The organism is Enterobacter sp. 50793107 (genome assembly GCF_001463365.1).
Classification (GTDB): Bacteria; Pseudomonadota; Gammaproteobacteria; order Enterobacterales; family Enterobacteriaceae; genus Enterobacter; species Enterobacter cloacae.
Window position 1 is genome coordinate 14,376 of sequence record NZ_LNII01000085.1, and the last position, 16,386, is coordinate 30,761.

At 54.5% G+C, this 16,386-nt stretch carries 15 protein-coding genes; all 15 read right to left on the reverse strand.

Translation table 11 applies throughout. The features are described from left to right. Nucleotides 1–47 precede the first annotated feature (47 nt). The 15 genes from cpsG to APU11_RS13255 all read right to left on the reverse strand — a co-directional run bounded on the left by cpsG (nucleotide 48) and on the right by APU11_RS13255 (nucleotide 15,717). On the reverse strand, nucleotides 48–1,418 hold the full coding sequence (cpsG, locus tag APU11_RS13185) for a colanic acid biosynthesis phosphomannomutase CpsG (RefSeq protein ID WP_058651717.1): 1,371 nt from the start codon (nucleotides 1,416–1,418) through the stop codon (nucleotides 48–50). 110 nt (nucleotides 1,419–1,528) lie between these two features. Continuing rightward, on the reverse strand, nucleotides 1,529–2,965 hold the full coding sequence (gene cpsB / locus APU11_RS13190; protein WP_000084309.1) for a mannose-1-phosphate guanyltransferase: 1,437 nt from the start codon (nucleotides 2,963–2,965) through the stop codon (nucleotides 1,529–1,531). Between the two features lie 3 nt (nucleotides 2,966–2,968). Then, nucleotides 2,969–4,192: a colanic acid biosynthesis fucosyltransferase WcaI gene (wcaI, locus tag APU11_RS13195; RefSeq protein WP_013097872.1), complete on the reverse strand. Its 1,224-nt coding sequence runs from the start codon at nucleotides 4,190–4,192 to the stop codon at nucleotides 2,969–2,971. Next, the gene (locus tag APU11_RS13200) at nucleotides 4,189–4,668 is read right to left on the reverse strand and encodes a GDP-mannose mannosyl hydrolase (protein ID WP_038420129.1); all 480 of its coding nucleotides are present in this window, start codon (nucleotides 4,666–4,668) and stop codon (nucleotides 4,189–4,191) included. Before APU11_RS13200 ends, wcaI begins: the two co-directional genes overlap by 4 nt. Nucleotides 4,669–4,670: 2 nt before the next feature. Next, nucleotides 4,671–5,636 (reverse strand): GDP-L-fucose synthase, encoded by a 966-nt coding sequence (locus APU11_RS13205; protein ID WP_058651718.1) that lies wholly within the window; start codon nucleotides 5,634–5,636, stop codon nucleotides 4,671–4,673. Between the two features lie 2 nt (nucleotides 5,637–5,638). Then, nucleotides 5,639–6,760 carry a GDP-mannose 4,6-dehydratase gene (gene gmd / locus APU11_RS13210; RefSeq protein WP_003863514.1) on the reverse strand — a complete coding sequence of 374 codons (1,122 nt, stop codon included), beginning with the start codon at nucleotides 6,758–6,760 and terminating at the stop codon, nucleotides 5,639–5,641. A gap of 24 nt (nucleotides 6,761–6,784) precedes the next feature. Continuing rightward, the gene (wcaF, locus tag APU11_RS13215) at nucleotides 6,785–7,333 is read right to left on the reverse strand and encodes a colanic acid biosynthesis acetyltransferase WcaF (RefSeq protein ID WP_013097875.1); all 549 of its coding nucleotides are present in this window, start codon (nucleotides 7,331–7,333) and stop codon (nucleotides 6,785–6,787) included. A gap of 15 nt (nucleotides 7,334–7,348) precedes the next feature. Beyond that, complete coding sequence (gene wcaE, locus APU11_RS13220) at nucleotides 7,349–8,095, reverse strand: colanic acid biosynthesis glycosyltransferase WcaE (protein ID WP_013097876.1); 747 nt, start codon at nucleotides 8,093–8,095, stop codon at nucleotides 7,349–7,351. A gap of 16 nt (nucleotides 8,096–8,111) precedes the next feature. Further along, nucleotides 8,112–9,332, reverse strand: a complete 1,221-nt coding sequence (wcaD, locus tag APU11_RS13225; RefSeq protein WP_023622452.1) for a colanic acid polymerase WcaD — start codon at nucleotides 9,330–9,332, stop codon at nucleotides 8,112–8,114. Beyond that, on the reverse strand, nucleotides 9,307–10,524 hold the full coding sequence (gene wcaC, locus APU11_RS13230) for a colanic acid biosynthesis glycosyltransferase WcaC (protein WP_058651719.1): 1,218 nt from the start codon (nucleotides 10,522–10,524) through the stop codon (nucleotides 9,307–9,309). Before wcaC ends, wcaD begins: the two co-directional genes overlap by 26 nt. Next, entirely contained in the window at nucleotides 10,521–11,012 is a 492-nt protein-coding gene (gene wcaB, locus APU11_RS13235; RefSeq protein ID WP_013097879.1) for a colanic acid biosynthesis acetyltransferase WcaB, read from the reverse strand. The genes wcaC and wcaB overlap by 4 nt, the downstream gene beginning before the upstream one ends. Further along, the gene (gene wcaA, locus APU11_RS13240) at nucleotides 11,012–11,854 is read right to left on the reverse strand and encodes a colanic acid biosynthesis glycosyltransferase WcaA (protein WP_013097880.1); all 843 of its coding nucleotides are present in this window, start codon (nucleotides 11,852–11,854) and stop codon (nucleotides 11,012–11,014) included. The genes wcaB and wcaA overlap by 1 nt, the downstream gene beginning before the upstream one ends. A gap of 108 nt (nucleotides 11,855–11,962) precedes the next feature. After that, a complete protein-coding gene (gene wzc, locus APU11_RS13245; RefSeq protein WP_013097881.1) occupies nucleotides 11,963–14,125 on the reverse strand; it encodes a tyrosine-protein kinase Wzc in 2,163 nt (720 codons plus the stop codon). A gap of 2 nt (nucleotides 14,126–14,127) precedes the next feature. After that, nucleotides 14,128–14,571 (reverse strand): low molecular weight protein-tyrosine-phosphatase Wzb, encoded by a 444-nt coding sequence (gene wzb, locus APU11_RS13250; RefSeq protein ID WP_020690185.1) that lies wholly within the window; start codon nucleotides 14,569–14,571, stop codon nucleotides 14,128–14,130. A 6-nt stretch (nucleotides 14,572–14,577) separates the two neighbouring features. After that, on the reverse strand, nucleotides 14,578–15,717 hold the full coding sequence (locus APU11_RS13255) for a polysaccharide export protein (RefSeq protein WP_014170829.1): 1,140 nt from the start codon (nucleotides 15,715–15,717) through the stop codon (nucleotides 14,578–14,580). Nucleotides 15,718–16,386: the final 669 nt, after the last annotated feature.

The window sequence follows — 16,386 nt, forward strand, 5'->3', positions numbered from 1 at the left end:
GAACACCCTCTCCCCTGTGGGGAGAGGGCTGGGGTGAGGGGCAATGATTACTGATTCAACAGCGCCAGAATGTCCTTCGTTCGGGCTTCCATCAGCGCGGTGTCGGCGCGGGATTCCACGTTCAGGCGCACCACCGGCTCGGTATTGGACGAGCGCAGGTTAAAGCGCCACTGCGGGAACGCCATGCTGATACCGTCGGTACGGTCAATTTCCAGCGCGTGAATAGCAAAGTGCTGTTCCACGCGGGCAATGGCCTCAGCCGGCTGCGCCAGTTTGCTGTTGATCTCTCCACTTGCCGGGAAGGCCGCCATACGGTCGCGCACCAGCTCGCCCAGGGTCTGACCTTTCAGGCACAGCAGTTCGGTCACCAGCAGCCACGGGATCATCCCGCTGTCGCAGTAGGCAAAATCGCGGAAGTAGTGATGGGCGCTCATCTCGCCGCCGTAGATGGCGTCTTCTTCGCGCATACGCTCTTTAATAAACGCGTGACCGGTTTTGGACATCACCGGCGTACCGCCTGCCGCTGACACCACGTCAACGGTGTTCCAGGAGAGGCGCGGGTCATGAATGATCTTCGCCCCCGGATTTTTCTCGAGGAACGCTTCCGCCAGCAGGCCGACAATGTAATAGCCCTCGATGAACTGCCCTTTTTCGTCGAACAGGAAGCAGCGGTCGAAATCGCCGTCAAAGGCGATGCCCATATCCGCACCGTGTTCAATCACCGCATTGCGGGTGTCGTCGCGGCACTCTGGCAGCAGCGGGTTTGGGATACCGTTCGGGAAGTTGCCGTCCGGGGTGTTGTGTACCTTGACGAAGGTCACCGGCACGTTCAGCGCCTTAAAGCGGGCTTCCAGGGCATCCACCACCGGGCCCGCCGCGCCGTTGCCGGAGTTAATGACCAGCTTCAGCGGCTTAAGGTTTGCTACGTTGATGTAACCCAGCAGGTGGTCAATGTACTCTTTACGCAGATCGATCTGCTTGTAGCTGCCGCGTGCAGACTCGTTCACCGGCGGGAAGTCGTTGGCTTCCGCCAGACGCTGCACGTCGCGCAGGCCGGTATCACCGCTGATAGGGCGCGCACCCTTGCGCACCAGCTTCATACCGTTGTAATCCATCGGGTTATGGCTGGCCGTGACTTCAATCCCGCCGTCCACGCCCAGGTGGAAGGTGGCAAAATAGATCTCTTCGGTACCGGAAAGGCCGATATCCAGCACGTCCACGCCCGCGTCCTGCAGCCCTTTCGCCAGCGCCAGCTTCAGGCATTCGCTGGTCAGACGCACGTCGCCACCCAGTACGATAGTTTTCGGTTTCAGGTATTCGCCGTACGCGCGGCCGATGCGCCACGCAATGTCTTCATTCAGCTCTTCACCCAGCTTGCCGCGAATATCGTAGGCTTTAAAACAGGTTAACTTTTCCATCATGACCCCTTTTTCAGGCAACAGTTGGCCCGCCCAATTAACAGGCAAAATATTTTTTATTCATTCGTAGGCCCGGTAAGCACAGCGCCACCGGGCATGATGCGAAGCGGTTACACCCGACCGTAGCGGTCCTGGAAACGGACAATATCGTCCTCTTCCAGATACGCGCCGGAGCGCACTTCAATTAAATCGAGAGGTATCTTCCCTGGGTTTTCCAGACAGTGTGTCGCCCCCAGCGGAATATAAATTGACTCGTTTTCACCGAGCAGTTTCACTTCACCGTCGATGGTCACTTTGGCGGTACCCGCCACCACCACCCAGTGCTCGGCACGATGGTGATGCATCTGTACCGACAGGCCTTCGCCCGGCTTCACGGTAATGCGCTTCACCTGGTAACGTTCGCCCGCATCGATGGAGTCGTATTTGCCCCACGGGCGGTACACTTCGCGGTGAATATGGTGCTCGTGGCGACCGTCGGCTTTGATCTTCTCCACCACCTTTTTAACGTCCTGCACGGCGTTACGGTCGGCAATCAGCACGGCGTCTTTGGTCTGGACGACCACCAGATCCTTCACCCCCACCGTGGTCACGAGGCCGGATTCGGCGTAGACGTAGCTGTTCTCGGTTTTGTGGCTAATCACATCACCGTGATGGACGTTACCCTCCGGGGTATGGGCGCTGATCTCCCACAGGGAGGACCAGGAGCCAACATCGCTCCAGCCTGCATCCATCGGCACCACCACCGCATCCGCCGTGCGCTCCATCACCGCATAGTCAATGGACTCTTCCGGGCAGGCGAGGAAAGCGGCTTCGTCGACGCGAATAAAGTCGAGATCCGGATCCACCACGTTCATGGCTTTTTCGCAGGCGCTCAGGATATCCGGACGATACTTTTGCAGTTCTTCCAGATAGCGACCGGCGCGGAACAGGAACATACCGCTGTTCCAGTAGTATTCACCGCTGGCAACGTAGGCCTGCGCGGTTTCCAGATTCGGTTTCTCAACGAACTGCGCCACGTCAAACGCCACGCTGTCGCCTTCGCCCGGCGTCACGCTGCCGCGGCGGATATAGCCATAGCCGGTTTCTGGCAGATCCGGCACGATGCCGAAGGTCACCAGCTTGCCGCTTTCTGCGTAAGGAATGGCCGCCCGCACCGCGTCGCGGAACGCCTCTTCCTGCTGAATGACGTGGTCTGCCGCCAGTACCAGCATCAGCGGATCGCAATCCGGGCTGCTGCGTTTTGCCGCCAGCGCCGCCAGGGCAATGGCTGGGGCGGTATTTCGTCCGGCAGGCTCCAGAATGATGTTTTCTGTGAGTTTGTTCAGCTGGCGCAGCTGCTCGGCAACAATAAAGCGGTGCTGTTCGTTACAAATCACCACCGGGCTTTCACACTCCACACCCTGCAGACGGTTAACTGTCGTTTGCAGCATGGTGAGATCCCCTTTCAGGCAGAGGAACTGTTTTGGATAGAGCACGCGGGACAGCGGCCACAACCGGCTACCAGAGCCACCTGCCATCACAACCGGATACAACGTGGTTTGACTCATGATTTATCCCCGTATATCTGCAATAAATTGGCTCAGCACGTTCTCTTTCTCGAGCGTGCGTTCGGCATATTCACGTGCCACCGTGTTCACTTTTGGCATGGCGAGTGCCTGTTCAATTCCGGTCACCAGCGCCGGAACCGATTCCGGCTCCACGCAAACGGCGATCCCGGGGTAGCTGTCACACAGCTGGCCTAATTCGGTTTCGGCTTCTGCCGTGATCACAGCGTTCCCGCCCACGGCCAGAATGTTGGTCAGCTTGGACGGCAGCACCGCATCCGCCGCGCCGCGCTTTTGCACCACCAGATGGCAGTCACCCATCTTCAGCAGCGCAGGCAGCGCCTCGTAAGACTGAAGCGGGAAGAATTTCACGTTAGTCAGGCCGCGTTCACTGGCCATCTTCTCCAGACGCGCTTTTCCGCCGCCCTGACCGACAATCACAAACATCCACGGATGTTCGCTAAGCTGTTGAGCCGCCTCGATAACGTTCTCCAGCCCCTGCTTTTCGCCGATATTGCCTGAATAAAGAATGATTTTTTGGTCATCAGGCAAACCGAGCTCTGCGCGAAGCGCCTGCGCGTCGTGTTCTGTTACGTCACGGAAACGGGCCACTTCGGACCAGTTCGGGAAAAAGATCACCTTTTCCGGCGCGACGCCCTTCTCCTGCGCTTTGTTCATCATCGATCGCGAGATGGTGGAGACATAATCCACGTTATGCAGACCGCTGCGCTCAAAAGCGCTGGCGAGTTTCGCCACTTTGCCGCCCTTGCCTTTACCTGCCATCCCCAGGCCCAGCATGGCGTCGACTTCATAATCCTGAATGTGCAGCAACGTGCGCGCACCGGAGAGCTTGCCCAGCAGCCGCATGCCCGGCGTGCAGAACAGCGTCGGTACCACGCCGATGATGCGATCCGGCTTCCAGCGACGCTGCGCCATCAGCGGGAAGAAACTGCTCAGGGCAAAGCTGCCCAGATGAATTAAACGTTTCAGCGTCGAGGGCTGCTTCGGCACGTACAGCGGGCAACGCCAGACGGTCGCAGCGCCCTCTTCGCGGCGATAGCGCCAGCTGGAGTAGCGCTCGCCCACTTTCCATTCCGGGTAGTACGGCGGCGCGGTAATGACCCGCACGTCATGTCCCTGGCTCGCCATCCACTCGACCATCTCGCCGGTGTATTTCCCGATACCGGTCAATTCCGGCGAGTAGTTGATTCCATATACGAGGATCTTCATAGTCCCGGCACCTCAGACTGACGATCGGCCAGGAAATAGGCACGACTGTTGTCATGCACATTGTCGCTGGCCAGCAGCGCCTCTGGCGTCTGCCAGCGGTAGTCGTCGTGCTGAAAATCAGGCAGACGCAGGTCTGCCTCACTCACCTTCAGGCGGAACCCCAGCACGATGTAGTGCGTGGTGAAGCCGGTACCTGAAAAGTTGTCGTCATAGAAGTGCTGCCAGACCCCGTAAAACTGGCCTGCTGCCATCGGCAGTTGCAGGCCCAGTTCCGCCAGAGTGAGACGCTCAAACGCGTTGGCCAGCGTCTCATCCTTCTGCACGCGCCCGCCGGGCACGAACCAGAAGCCCTGAGCAGGACGATTGGTTCGTTTCCCCAGCAAGAACTCGCCGCGTTCGTTCTCCACGATCAAATCAATTGAGATGAGCGGAGTGGAGCGCACTACCGTGGCAAAATCTTCCTGACTTAAAAACATTGTTACCCCCGGAAGCGGTGCTGGTTTTCCAGGAACCACTGGTAGGTACTTGCCAGCCCTTGTTCCAGCGACACCTCGTGATACCAGCCCAGCTGATGCAGACGGGTGACGTCCAGCAGTTTGCGCGGCGTGCCGTCCGGTTTGGTGGCGTCAAACACCACGCGGCCCTTGTAGCCCACCACCTGAGCGATGGTCTGCGCCAGCTCGCGAATGGTGCAATCCACGCCAGTGCCAACGTTGATGTGCGACAGCATCGGCTCGGTGTTCTCCTGCCACACCTCGCGATCCAGCTCCATCACGTGAATGCTGGCCGCGGCCATGTCATCCACGTGCAGGAATTCGCGCATCGGCGTGCCGCTGCCCCACACCACCACATCCGGTGCGTTCTCGGCGGTCGCCTCGTGGAAACGACGCAGCAGCGCCGGGATCACGTGCGAGTTGCTCGGGTGGAAGTTATCGTGCGGCCCGTACAGGTTGGTCGGCATCACCGAGCGATAGTCACGGTTGTACTGACGGTTGTAGGACTCGCACAGCTTGATCCCGGCAATTTTGGCAATGGCGTACGGCTCGTTGGTTGCTTCCAGCGTCCCCTGCAGCAGTTCGCTCTCGGCGATCGGCTGTTTCGCCATTTTCGGGTAGATACAGGATGAGCCGAGGAACAACAGCTTGTTCACGTTGTGCAGATGTGCCGCGTGAATGATGTTGCTCTCAATCATCATGTTCTCGTAGATGAAATCTGCCGGGTAAGTGTTGTTAGCGACAATGCCGCCCACTTTTGCCGCCGCCAGATACACCTGATCGATACGTTCATTGGCAAAGAAGTCCTGTACCGCACGGCTATCGAGCAGATTCAGCTCGTCGCGGGTACGGACAACCACTTCCACGTCACCGCGCTGCTCCAGCTGTCGAACAATCGCGGAACCCACCATTCCGCGATGACCGGCGACAAAAAAACGTTGTTTTGTCATTCTCAGGACTCCAGCGCGATGGCAACCTCGTAGCCATGAGATTTGAGCAGGGAGTGTTTTTTCGCTGCTTCAAGATCTTTGGCTACCATCTCAGAGACCATCTCCTGCAGAGTGGTTTCTGGTTTCCAGCCCAGTTTCTCGTGCGCTTTGGTTGGGTCGCCCAGCAGGGTTTCCACTTCCGCAGGACGGAAGTAACGCGGGTCAACCTGCACAATCACATCACCTGGTTTCACGCCCGGTGCGTCATGGCCGGTCACAGAGACAACGATCCCCTTCTCTTCCACGCCAGTGCCTTCGAAGCGCAGTTTGATACCCAGCTGTGCGGCAGCCATTTCCACGAATTGACGGACGGAGTACTGCACGCCGGTCGCAATCACGAAGTCTTCTGGCTGCTCCTGCTGCAGCATCATCCACTGCATCTTCACGTAGTCTTTGGCATGGCCCCAGTCACGCAGGGAGTCCATGTTGCCGAGGTGCAGGCAGGATTCCAGACCCTGAGCGATGTTGGCGATAGCGCGGGTAATTTTACGGGTCACGAAGGTTTCGCCACGACGTGGGGATTCGTGGTTAAACAGAATGCCGTTACAGGCGTACATGCCGTAAGATTCACGGTAGTTTACGGTGATCCAGTAGGCATACAGTTTGGCTACCGCGTAAGGAGAACGTGGGTAGAACGGGGTGGTTTCTTTCTGCGGGATTTCCTGCACCAGACCGTACAGTTCAGAAGTGGATGCCTGGTAGAAACGGGTTTTCTTCTCAAGGCCGAGGAAACGAATCGCTTCCAGCAGACGCAGCGTACCCATGGCGTCAACGTCAGCGGTGTATTCCGGGGATTCGAAAGAAACCGCTACGTGGCTCATCGCGCCCAGGTTGTAAACTTCATCCGGCTGTACTTCCTGCAGGATGCGGGTCAGGTTGGAGGTATCGGTCAGGTCGCCGTAGTGCAGATGGAATTTCGGGTTCGCCGCATGCGGATCCTGGTAAATATGATCCACACGTTCCGTGTTGAAAGAAGAAGCACGACGCTTAATACCGTGAACTTCATAACCTTTTTCCAGCAGTAACTCTGCCAGGTAAGAACCATCCTGCCCGGTAACGCCGGTGATGAGAGCGACTTTAGACATGTTTATATTCCTCTACTTATGAATTTAATCAGTTTCAACGCGTTCGCGTATCACCACTGCGGGGTTGCCACGGCAAATTTTATTTGCCGGTAGCGATTTAAAAACGCTGCTGCGGGCACCAACTACCGTGCCATCGCCAACAGAAACACCAGGTGCAACAAATACATCTGTTGCCAGCCAGCATTTTTCGCCAATCACAATTGGCGAAGCGGTAATATCAAAATGCTGACTCATAAAATCGTGGCTGCCGGTACACAAATAACACTTCTGTGACACCACCGCGTTTGCACCAATCGTGATATCGCCAAGGGTATATAACACGGCGTCATCCCCTACCCAGGCGTAATCGCCAAGCGTTAATTTCCAGGGGTAAGTAATTTTTACCGATGGACGAATAACTACGTTTTTTCCGATTTTTGCGCCAAACAGACGCAATAAAAAGGCACGCCAGCGATACAGTATTTGCGGTGACCAGGCAAATAAGGTGGCCTGAACGGCCCACCATAACTGCACTTTAATTCCGTTCCCGCCCCGGAAACCTTTCGGCACGGTGAACCCGTTAAGATCCTGCATTACATTTCCTTATATTCAGGCTTTGTTATATAAGGTTTTCGTTTTACCCGTGGTGCGCAGGCGGAATAAATAAGACAATTCCGCCCAGAATGCGGGCACGCGTAATATCTTACGCTGTACGTTTTTTGCATCCTGGCACAATTCCAGATTATTCGAGGTGGACACACCGCCCATTGAAAACTCAGATACCAGCCCTTTAATTCGACGGAACGGGTAGCCTGATTTATACAGACTGGCGGCCAGGGCATAATCTGATGATACTTTATACTGCAGATCGTAAGGCTGTTTTTTCAGACCTTTTACCGGAAAGAAAATGGCCTGATGGCTGGCCGGTAAACTGTGATAGATATACCAGCCGGGTTTCGCGCTGCGGCAAATTTTATGCCCGTCGCCAAAATCGAGCAGCGCATCGCCAATATACATCGCGTCGTCTTTCTGGCGCGCCAGCTGACGGGCAAACTGGGCCACATCGTCATGGAACACATCGCCCGAGTTAAGGAAGATGGCATAACGGCCTTGCGCCATGTTAATGCCTTTGTTCATCGCATCGTAGATGCCTTTATCTTTCTCGCTTACGAAGCGTAAGTTGAACTCACCGTTGAGTTTTTCCAGAAACTCCGCCGTGCCATCGTTCGAGCCGCCATCGACCACGATCCACTCAAAGCTGAGACTCGGATCGCGCGCCAGGTTGCGCAGCGAGCGCCAGGTTTTTACCACCCCTTCGTAATTACGAAAGGCAACAGTAATGACGCTAAGAAACATAAATCACCTCATTTCGTCATACGTTCGTAATATTAAGCGCTTTGCGCAGAATAAACGGACAGACAATCAAGAAAGCATATTCCGGGCTAAATATTGACCCCGTAAAAAACAGCGACACTGGCGTAAACAGATAAAGCTGCACGCGAAAGTTCTGGTTATCCCCAAACGCGTTAATCATCATTTTGAAAACTTTAAACAGATACCAGAGCGTCAACAGTACGGCGAACCACGAAAAATAAATAATTAACAGATACAGGCCATTGTCTATGGTTTTACCGACATCCGCACCGTTAAAGATTCCGAATGATGCAACATATTCGTAAAGTGAGCCGAATCTTACTACACCGTCGATATGGGTTAAGGAATAACCCACCATCACCAGCGGCCCGATAATGCGATAATAGGACGATGAGCCTTCCGTTCCCAAATCTCCCAGACGCTCTGAGATATACGGGAATGCAAATATCACGCCTACTAAAAATACCGTCAGGGAGATGATCGCCAGCGGCAGTTTTTTCTTAATCGCATCTTTGTTCAGGTACTGGAATGCCCACTCCAGGAGGTAAAACAGGATAAATGTCATGACCCCTGAGAACGAACCAGACAGAACGATTCCTGCAAGAATCATAGCATCGGTCTTAGGGGTTTTGATACCAAACTGTTTGATGCTGAGCCAAATTGAGATTAACGCCAGAGCGAAAAACGCCGGTTCAAAATAGAGGGCTGTCGTACGCTTACCGCCAAACTTAATGAAGTTCAGTACATAGCTGTTACTGTAAATGAGATATTTCGAAATCATCTCCATCAGGCTGCTACCACCGGTGAGAATAATTTGCGCCATTTCCAGTGCAGCAAGCATAACAATTAACGCAACGGCAATATAAAAGAGCCTGAGGATTTTCCGATAATTGTGCGGAGAAATAGTTTTAAAACGAATACTCCAGACCATGCCAATAATAATGACAATATAAACAAACAGCATGGTAGAGGTGACGTACTTGCTGGGATCCAGCGACTGGCCAAAGATGTAGTTAAACAGCGTCAGGCCAAAGCCCATCCCTAAGGCAATCATCAGCTTCTTGAGGTTGATTTTATCGACGTACAACAGAAGCAGAGCGGGCAAGAAGGTCACAATGGTTATCGGGAAGCTTTCGCCGAGCTGGGCAATTTTGACATTGACCAGCAGATAGATCAGCGGCAGCAGCAGATAACTACAGACTCTGATAGAACGAGACATATTCCTCCAGCATCTGTTGTCCACTGTAGGCCTTGCGGCTGCGGTTGCGGAACGATTCCAGGTCAGTGCCAAAAACGGCCTGCGCAATCTGCGGCTTCGGCAGTTGCACCAGCGGTAGCACCTCCTGTTCCGCGAACGTTTTCCCGCCCGATTTTTCCAGCACTTCACGCGCCGCGTCGCTGTGGGTGGCAATCACCGGCACGCCAATCGAGAGCGCTTCGCAGAGGATCAGCGGGTAGTTATCGACGCGCGAGCTGAACACCAGCGCATCCATCCCGTTGAGGGCGCTCATCAGCTTGCGCTTATCCGTTTCAAACCCGTGATTCACCACGTTAGCGCCATCGAACGGCGAGAATTTGCCGAAGGTATGCAGTTCAATTTTGTCACCCAGCGCCATCATGTCGCGCACCAGCTGCTGGTTGGTTTTGCCGTCGTAACGCAGGTCATGCGCGACGATTGCAATTTTCGGTTTGCCTGCGGTTTCCGCAACCGGGGTCAACTCGGCCAGAATCGCTTCCGTCGCCACGTCGATCCCGTTGTTGATGATCTGACACCGCCCTGCCCCATACAGACTGTTGAAGGCATCGGCCACATGCTGGCTTGGGGAGATAAACGTGCAGCCGAGCGACAGCATATCGCGGAACTGCTGACGTTTTCCGTCCACCAGCTGGTGAGCGCGATCCACTTTCACCGGCGGGTAATTGGTTAATGTCGGGCACTTCTGGCAGGCGTTTTTCCAGCCTTCACAGCCGTCGGTGAACGCACAGCGTCCGGTCACGCTCCAGTGGTCGTGCAGCGTCCAGATGAAGCGGGTATCCGGCTTGTGAGCCTGTACCTTCTGGCAAAACGTCACCACCTCTTGCAGGTTCAGCCAGTAGCTGTGCAGCACGTGAAAATGGAGCACAACCGGGCCGGAGGTTCGCGTGACCGTACGATAGAGGTTGTTCAGGTTGCCAAACAGATCGCGGTTAAACAGACGAAACAGCGCAATGTTGGCGACAGACGTCAGACGTGGCGTCTGCTTGTGCACCTGCGGATAGATATCATGGCTGACGCTTTTCTTACCGCCTTTGCCATAGCCGTAGATAAAACGAGACTGAAGCCCTTTTTGCAGCGCACGCTGGTGCAGATCCAGCGCCACGCCAGCCGCCCCGCCCTCGGCGAGACGGACGTTAAATTGCAGAATGTTCATTTGATCACCTTCACGCGGGCTTTTTCGCCCACTACCAGCGCGTTATCCGGAATGCTGTCCAGCACCACGCTGCCTGCACCAATCGTGACGTTGTTACCAATGGTAATGTCGCCAATGATCACCACGTTCGCCCCCAGCTCGACGTTGTTGCCGATGACCGGGCAGGCCAGGCTCTCCGGCCCCCGGTTGCCGATGGTGACCGCATGACGAATAGTGAAATCATCCCCGGCGACCACGAACTTATTGATGACCACCGCATAGCCGTGGTGAATGGTAAAGCGGCGGCCGATGGTGGCCGCAGCCTGAATTTCATAGCCAAAAATGCATTCGGTGATAATTCGGTACAGCACCAGAACCGGTGCCGCCCAGAGGTTGTTCAGAACATTTTTCTTACGCCACACCGAGCAGAAATGCGCGATGCGGTACGCCAGAACCATGCAGCACGGGCGCAGGCTCCAGCTGTTAGCGCGGCAATCTTCCAGAAACATTATTTCCCCCGCAGTCCATCAGCCAGTCGCTTGCCGTTGCGCACGGAAAAAAGCGTCAACAAGGTACGCCAGGTCATCCGCTTATTGCGGATCTGATAGAGGGTAAAGAGCTGGTACTTCCGGCTGGCACGGTCAAACTTATCCTTGTGCTTGCGGTAGAAATGGAAGTAACCCGAGAATTTTTTTGGTGAGGAGGTGATTTGCATCTCCCCGTGGTTGATGTGCAGGATCTGCGTGGCCTCTTCCACCTTCCACGGCTCGCCATACTCCACCACCATTCGCAGGAAGATGTCGTAATCCTGCGCGGCCTTCAGTTCGGTATCGAACAGGCACTCTTTAAAGCGCCACGCCCAGGTGAACACCTGATTGCCGATGATGTTGCGCTTGTAGAACAGGCGGCGAGAGTATGGTGATTTCGGGTACAGCGGCAGGCTGGCAGGCTGCGAGTAAACCTCGCCCTGACAGACATAGTCGTTGGCATACAGGAAAGCGTGGGTGACCAGTTGTTCCTTGTGCGACAGGAAAATGGACAGACGGTTTGGTGTCCACTCGTCATCGTCGTCGATGCCGGTCAGATACTGCCCTTTGGCCTGCATAATTGCCTGATTACGCACCGCACACGCCCCGGAGTTGATCGCGTTATGGGTATAGCTGACGCGCGGGTCATTGAGGTCAGTGACAAACTTTTGCAGCTGCTCATACGAAGAGGAACAGTCATCAACAATGATCAGCTCCCAGTTATCGTAATCCTGGCGCAGCACCGATTTGATTGCACGGATCGCCAGCTGCTGACGATTCCATGTCGGCATATAAATAGAAACTAAAGGGCGTTGTGTGGTCATGATCTTCCCCTGATCCCTCACCCCGCCTCTCTCCCAAAGGGAGAGGGAGAATAGCTGCACCGGGCAGTTCCCTCTCCCCTCGGGAGAGGGTTAGGGTGAGGGGGATTGTTATTTGCTGTCAGACTTATATTCGTACTCGTAATACCCGTAATCCTGGTACCCGGTCGCACGGCGGAAGATGGAGTTCAGGATCACCCCTTTCACCTCAATGCCGTTCTGCTCGAAGCGGCTCAGGCTGGTTTCCACTTCCTTCAGGGTGTTCACCGCATAGCGCGCCACCATCAGCGTGGTTCCCGCCAGGCGACCGACCACGGCCGCATCGGTCACGGCCAGAATTGGTGGTGTATCGATCAGCACCAGGTCATAGTTTTTGCTCGCCCACTCCACCAGCTCGGCAAAGCGGTCGCTCATCAACAGTTCGGATGGGTTTGGCGGCACCTGACCACGTGGAATGAGGTCAAATTTCGGGATGCTGGTCGGTTTTGCGCTCTGGCTAATCTCACCCTTGCCAAGCAGGATTTCCGACAGACCGTTGACGTTATTGGTCCCCAGCAGCTCGTGGGTATAGCCCTTACGCATATCGCAGTCGATCAGCAGCACCCGTTTATTGGTCTGGCTGACCACCGCCGCCAGATTGGCACAGACAAAGGTCTTACCTATCGACGGGCTGACACCGGTTAACATCAGTACGTTGTTTTTGGCCTGCATCATGGCGAAGTGGAGACTGGTACGCAGGCTGCGCACCGCTTCAATTGCCAGGTCCGTCGGGTTACCCACTGCCAGCAGCTGGCTCTGTTTGTAACGCTTGACGCCTTTGACGCTTTTGACCCGGTCATGCGACTTCTGCCATTCGGAGAGCGGGATACTGGCGTAAACGTTGATACCATTCTCTTCCAGCACCTGCGGGCTTTCGATACCGCGGTTGAACAGCGAGCGCAGCAGCACACCAACAATGGAGAGCATCAGGCCGAGGATAATGCTGCCGAGGATAATCAGCGCTTTCTTCGGCTTCAGTACGCCAGGCTGGGTAATGGCCGGGTCAACAATACGCACGTCGCCGACGGTACTGGCTTCGGTAATCTTCAGCTCCTGCTGTTTGTTCAGCAGCTGCATATAGACCTGCTGGCCGGATTCCACGTCGCGGGTCAGACGCACAATTTCCTGCTGCGTTTTTGGCATCGCCGTGACGCGGTCATTAAGCTTCGCTTTCTCCTCTTCGAGGGTGCGACGTTTTTCCAGCAGCGTGCGATAGGCCGGGTGACGTTTGGTGTAGAGCTTAGAAATTTCCGCCTCTTTGAAGGTCAACTCATTAAGCTGCGCATCAATGTTGACCATCGAATCGAGCACCGATTTCGCTTCCAGCGGCAGATCGACGGAGTCTTTATCCTGACGAAACGCGTTCAGTTTGTTCTCTGCATCATCCAGACGTGCGCGTACTTCCGGGAGCTGTCTGGCGAGGAAGGCCAGGCTTTTCGCCGCTTCAGCCGACTTGCGTTCGACGTTCTGCTCAAGGTAGTTGCGGGTAATGCTGTTGAGAATTTCGCGGATTTGATCTTTATCTTCACCGGTAAAGGTCATGCTCAGGACACCCGTGTCCTTGCCATTTTCGGTGACCGTCAGGTTGTTTTGCAGATTGTTGATCATCCCCAGGGTGGAGAATTTGGTGACGGTAAACTCGCTGCCTTCCTGCGCCTGAATAGCGCTCACCTTCATGCTGACACCATCTTTTGTCAGCATCTGCCCCACTTCACCGCGCGCGCTGAAGCCTGCGTCGCTGGTCAGCTGATACTGCTTCGGCCCTAGCACGGTCAGGGTAAAGGTTTGATCCGCGCTCCCTTTCGGCAGCACAAAGTCGGTAACTTTTACCGTGTCGTTGCTGTGCCCGGTCAGGCGATCCCAGCCGGCACCAAATATCGGGAAGGTATTTTTGGTGACGGAGATATCAAGCCCCAGATCGTGAACCGTTTTACCCAGCACCAGACGCGACTGGATCAGCTGAATTTCGGCCTCGGAGGCAGGCGGTTTGTTCGCCAGGGCAGAGCCAATATCCTGCACCAGCGAGTTGCCGGTGTTCTGCTCAATCTGCACCAGCGCATCGGCGCTATAGATGGGTGTCGCAAACAGCGTATAGACGATCGCCGCGGCGGCAAACACGGCGGTGATCCCAAGTACCCACCACTTCGCCTCTATGACGGTGCCGACCAGGCGACCAATATCGATTTCATCACTGCCCGAAATCGGGGCGGCAGAAGGTTTTGTTTTTTCTGTCATTGTTATCCCTGCTGAGCTTTCAGTGCCTGCGCCCACTGACGGGCAGACTGGTCAAGTAAGGTATACACCGCCTCAAAGGCCTCACGGCTTTTGCGATAGGGATCGGGGATTTCGCGTTCGTTTTCCCAGTGACCAAACAGCATCACTTTGCCGCGCATCTCCGGTGCGATTTCGCATAGCGAGTGAATATGGCGTTTTTCCATCGTCAGGATCAGGTCATACTCCCGGCACATGCGGCCAGTGACCTGGCGGGCGCAGTGCCCGTCAAGAGAAAGGTTGTGATCGCGGGCCACGCTCGCGGCGCTTTCATCGGCACCTTTACCGACCAGCGCGCCCAGCCCTGCAGAATCGACGGTGAGCTCGGGCTGGTAGTGTTTCAGCAACCGCTCAGCCGTTGGGGAACGGCAAATGTTCCCCACGCATACCACCAGAATTTTATTAAACATCGCGGATTACCAGGTATGAATGTCGCGCGCCGTATCCGTCATGTAGCGAACGCCACTGATGGTTGGCAGCAACTGGTTGATCAGACGGTTCCAGCGGGCAACCGGTGCGGTGGTGACATACACCACGTCATAAGGCTGGAGGCGGAACTCCGTTGCCATTACCAGAGAAGTCGCATCGGACATATCCAGCTGGTAAATATTGGCAATCTTGCCTTTCGCACTGCCCTCGCCTTTCAGCGGACGGATCACGAAGATACCGGTGGCATTAGAGGTGGTGAGATCGATACCCTCTGCATTACCCAGTGCTTCGGTCAGGGTCATGCCGCTGAAGTCCATTTTGAGGGTGCTCTGTTTCTTCACTTCACCCATCACGAAGACTTTCAGATCGTCATTACGCGGTACATACAGAATGTCGCCCGGATAGAGCAGACGGTTCTGCGTCAGGTCGCCGTTTTGCATCAGCGCCTGCAGAGAAATGCGTTGTTCTTTGCCGTTATGGGTCAGAACGACGTTGCGCCAGTCGGCACCGTCGGTTAAGCCGCCCGCGGCGTTAATGGCGTCCAGCACGGTCAGCGGCACGTTGGTGATGGCCTGCTGGCCAGATTTGTTCACCTGTCCGGAGATATAGGCTTTTTGCGAACGGAATGCGGCGATATTAACGTCCACCTGCGGATCGGCGATGTACTGCGCTAAGCGGCCGGTAATATCACTACGGATTTCGGCAAGGGTTTTCCCGGCAACGTGTACTTTGCCGATATAGGGATAGAACATGGTGCCATCAGACTGCACCCAGTTACCGGTGTCGCTTGAGCTGCGGTATTGGCCCGCTGGCGTGGTCAATTCCGGATGGTCCCACACGGTAACGTTAATCACGTCACCCGGACCTACGCGGTACTGGTAGGAGGCAATTTCCTGGTCCAGAGACATATTCGGCTGCGCAACATTTGGACGTGGACGTAATTGTTCGACCAGACGTGGTGTCAGTGGATAAACATTCACCATTTTGTCGAGATCAAAATCAGCATCCTGTTGTTTGATCACATCCTTACCCATTGTTGACATATTGCTGCCGGGAAAGACTGTACAACCACTCATCAAGGTCACAGACACCAATAATGGCATCAATTTCATTTTGGATTTCATCATTGATTATTTATCACTTTGGCAGAGTAATTATCCTGTGCAATTAAATAAGCCGGGTCGATTTGGCTTTCAGCATGCAGTTGTTCAAATAGAAATATAACTGGCATCAGTCCTAAAAAAAGCTTATTCATCCATTGGCTATTGACAGAATAATCGAGGCTGATTCACACGCTTTCAGGCACGCTACCGCCCTTGGCTTTCAGTTACCAATCCACTGACTAAACAATGCGTTATGGATAGACACCCTCTTTGATAAGGCCTTCTGGAAATATATCAGCCGCTTGCGATACACGGCAGATAATGAATAACCATCACTGAAGGCCGGAACAATAATAGCAACAAGGAGATTTAACATTTGATGCTGGGAGAATTGTTGCAGCTAACCTAATAGCAGGCAAGGAGACAACTGTCCTAATAACGGTTTTTAAGATTAATATTAAGAGCAAAGTTTTGCGGTTTAAGGTTTTTCTTTGTTTTTTATACACACCTAACGTTGCCGACAATTAGAAGGGTGTAATTTTCGTTGTTCGCCTTATAATTAAAAAAAAAAACAACTACATAACCAACTGTGTCCTACAAGACTATCACAGGACACATAGAACCGATGTAGTGCACTAATGGCAGCAGCAAACAGGCAAACTCGGATAGGCTACAGGAACTAGAGTCTGAGAA

What these genes read in the sequence shown, in the direction of transcription:
- gmd (WP_003863514.1), bottom strand. Translation starts at nt 6,760, where the DNA reads ATGTCTAAAGTCGCTCTCATCACCGGCGTTACCGGGCAGGATGGTTCT.
- wcaE (WP_013097876.1), bottom strand. Translation starts at nt 8,095, where the DNA reads ATGTTTCTTAGCGTCATTACTGTTGCCTTTCGTAATTACGAAGGGGTG.
- APU11_RS13200 (WP_038420129.1), bottom strand. Translation starts at nt 4,668, where the DNA reads ATGTTTTTAAGTCAGGAAGATTTTGCCACGGTAGTGCGCTCCACTCCG.
- cpsB (WP_000084309.1), bottom strand. Translation starts at nt 2,965, where the DNA reads ATGAGTCAAACCACGTTGTATCCGGTTGTGATGGCAGGTGGCTCTGGT.
- APU11_RS13205 (WP_058651718.1), bottom strand. Translation starts at nt 5,636, where the DNA reads ATGACAAAACAACGTTTTTTTGTCGCCGGTCATCGCGGAATGGTGGGT.
- wzc (WP_013097881.1), bottom strand. Translation starts at nt 14,125, where the DNA reads ATGACAGAAAAAACAAAACCTTCTGCCGCCCCGATTTCGGGCAGTGAT.
- APU11_RS13255 (WP_014170829.1), bottom strand. Translation starts at nt 15,717, where the DNA reads ATGATGAAATCCAAAATGAAATTGATGCCATTATTGGTGTCTGTGACC.
- wcaF (WP_013097875.1), bottom strand. Translation starts at nt 7,333, where the DNA reads ATGCAGGATCTTAACGGGTTCACCGTGCCGAAAGGTTTCCGGGGCGGG.
- wcaA (WP_013097880.1), bottom strand. Translation starts at nt 11,854, where the DNA reads ATGACCACACAACGCCCTTTAGTTTCTATTTATATGCCGACATGGAAT.
- wcaC (WP_058651719.1), bottom strand. Translation starts at nt 10,524, where the DNA reads ATGAACATTCTGCAATTTAACGTCCGTCTCGCCGAGGGCGGGGCGGCT.
- cpsG (WP_058651717.1), bottom strand. Translation starts at nt 1,418, where the DNA reads ATGGAAAAGTTAACCTGTTTTAAAGCCTACGATATTCGCGGCAAGCTG.
- wzb (WP_020690185.1), bottom strand. Translation starts at nt 14,571, where the DNA reads ATGTTTAATAAAATTCTGGTGGTATGCGTGGGGAACATTTGCCGTTCC.
- wcaD (WP_023622452.1), bottom strand. Translation starts at nt 9,332, where the DNA reads ATGTCTCGTTCTATCAGAGTCTGTAGTTATCTGCTGCTGCCGCTGATC.
- wcaB (WP_013097879.1), bottom strand. Translation starts at nt 11,012, where the DNA reads ATGTTTCTGGAAGATTGCCGCGCTAACAGCTGGAGCCTGCGCCCGTGC.
- wcaI (WP_013097872.1), bottom strand. Translation starts at nt 4,192, where the DNA reads ATGAAGATCCTCGTATATGGAATCAACTACTCGCCGGAATTGACCGGT.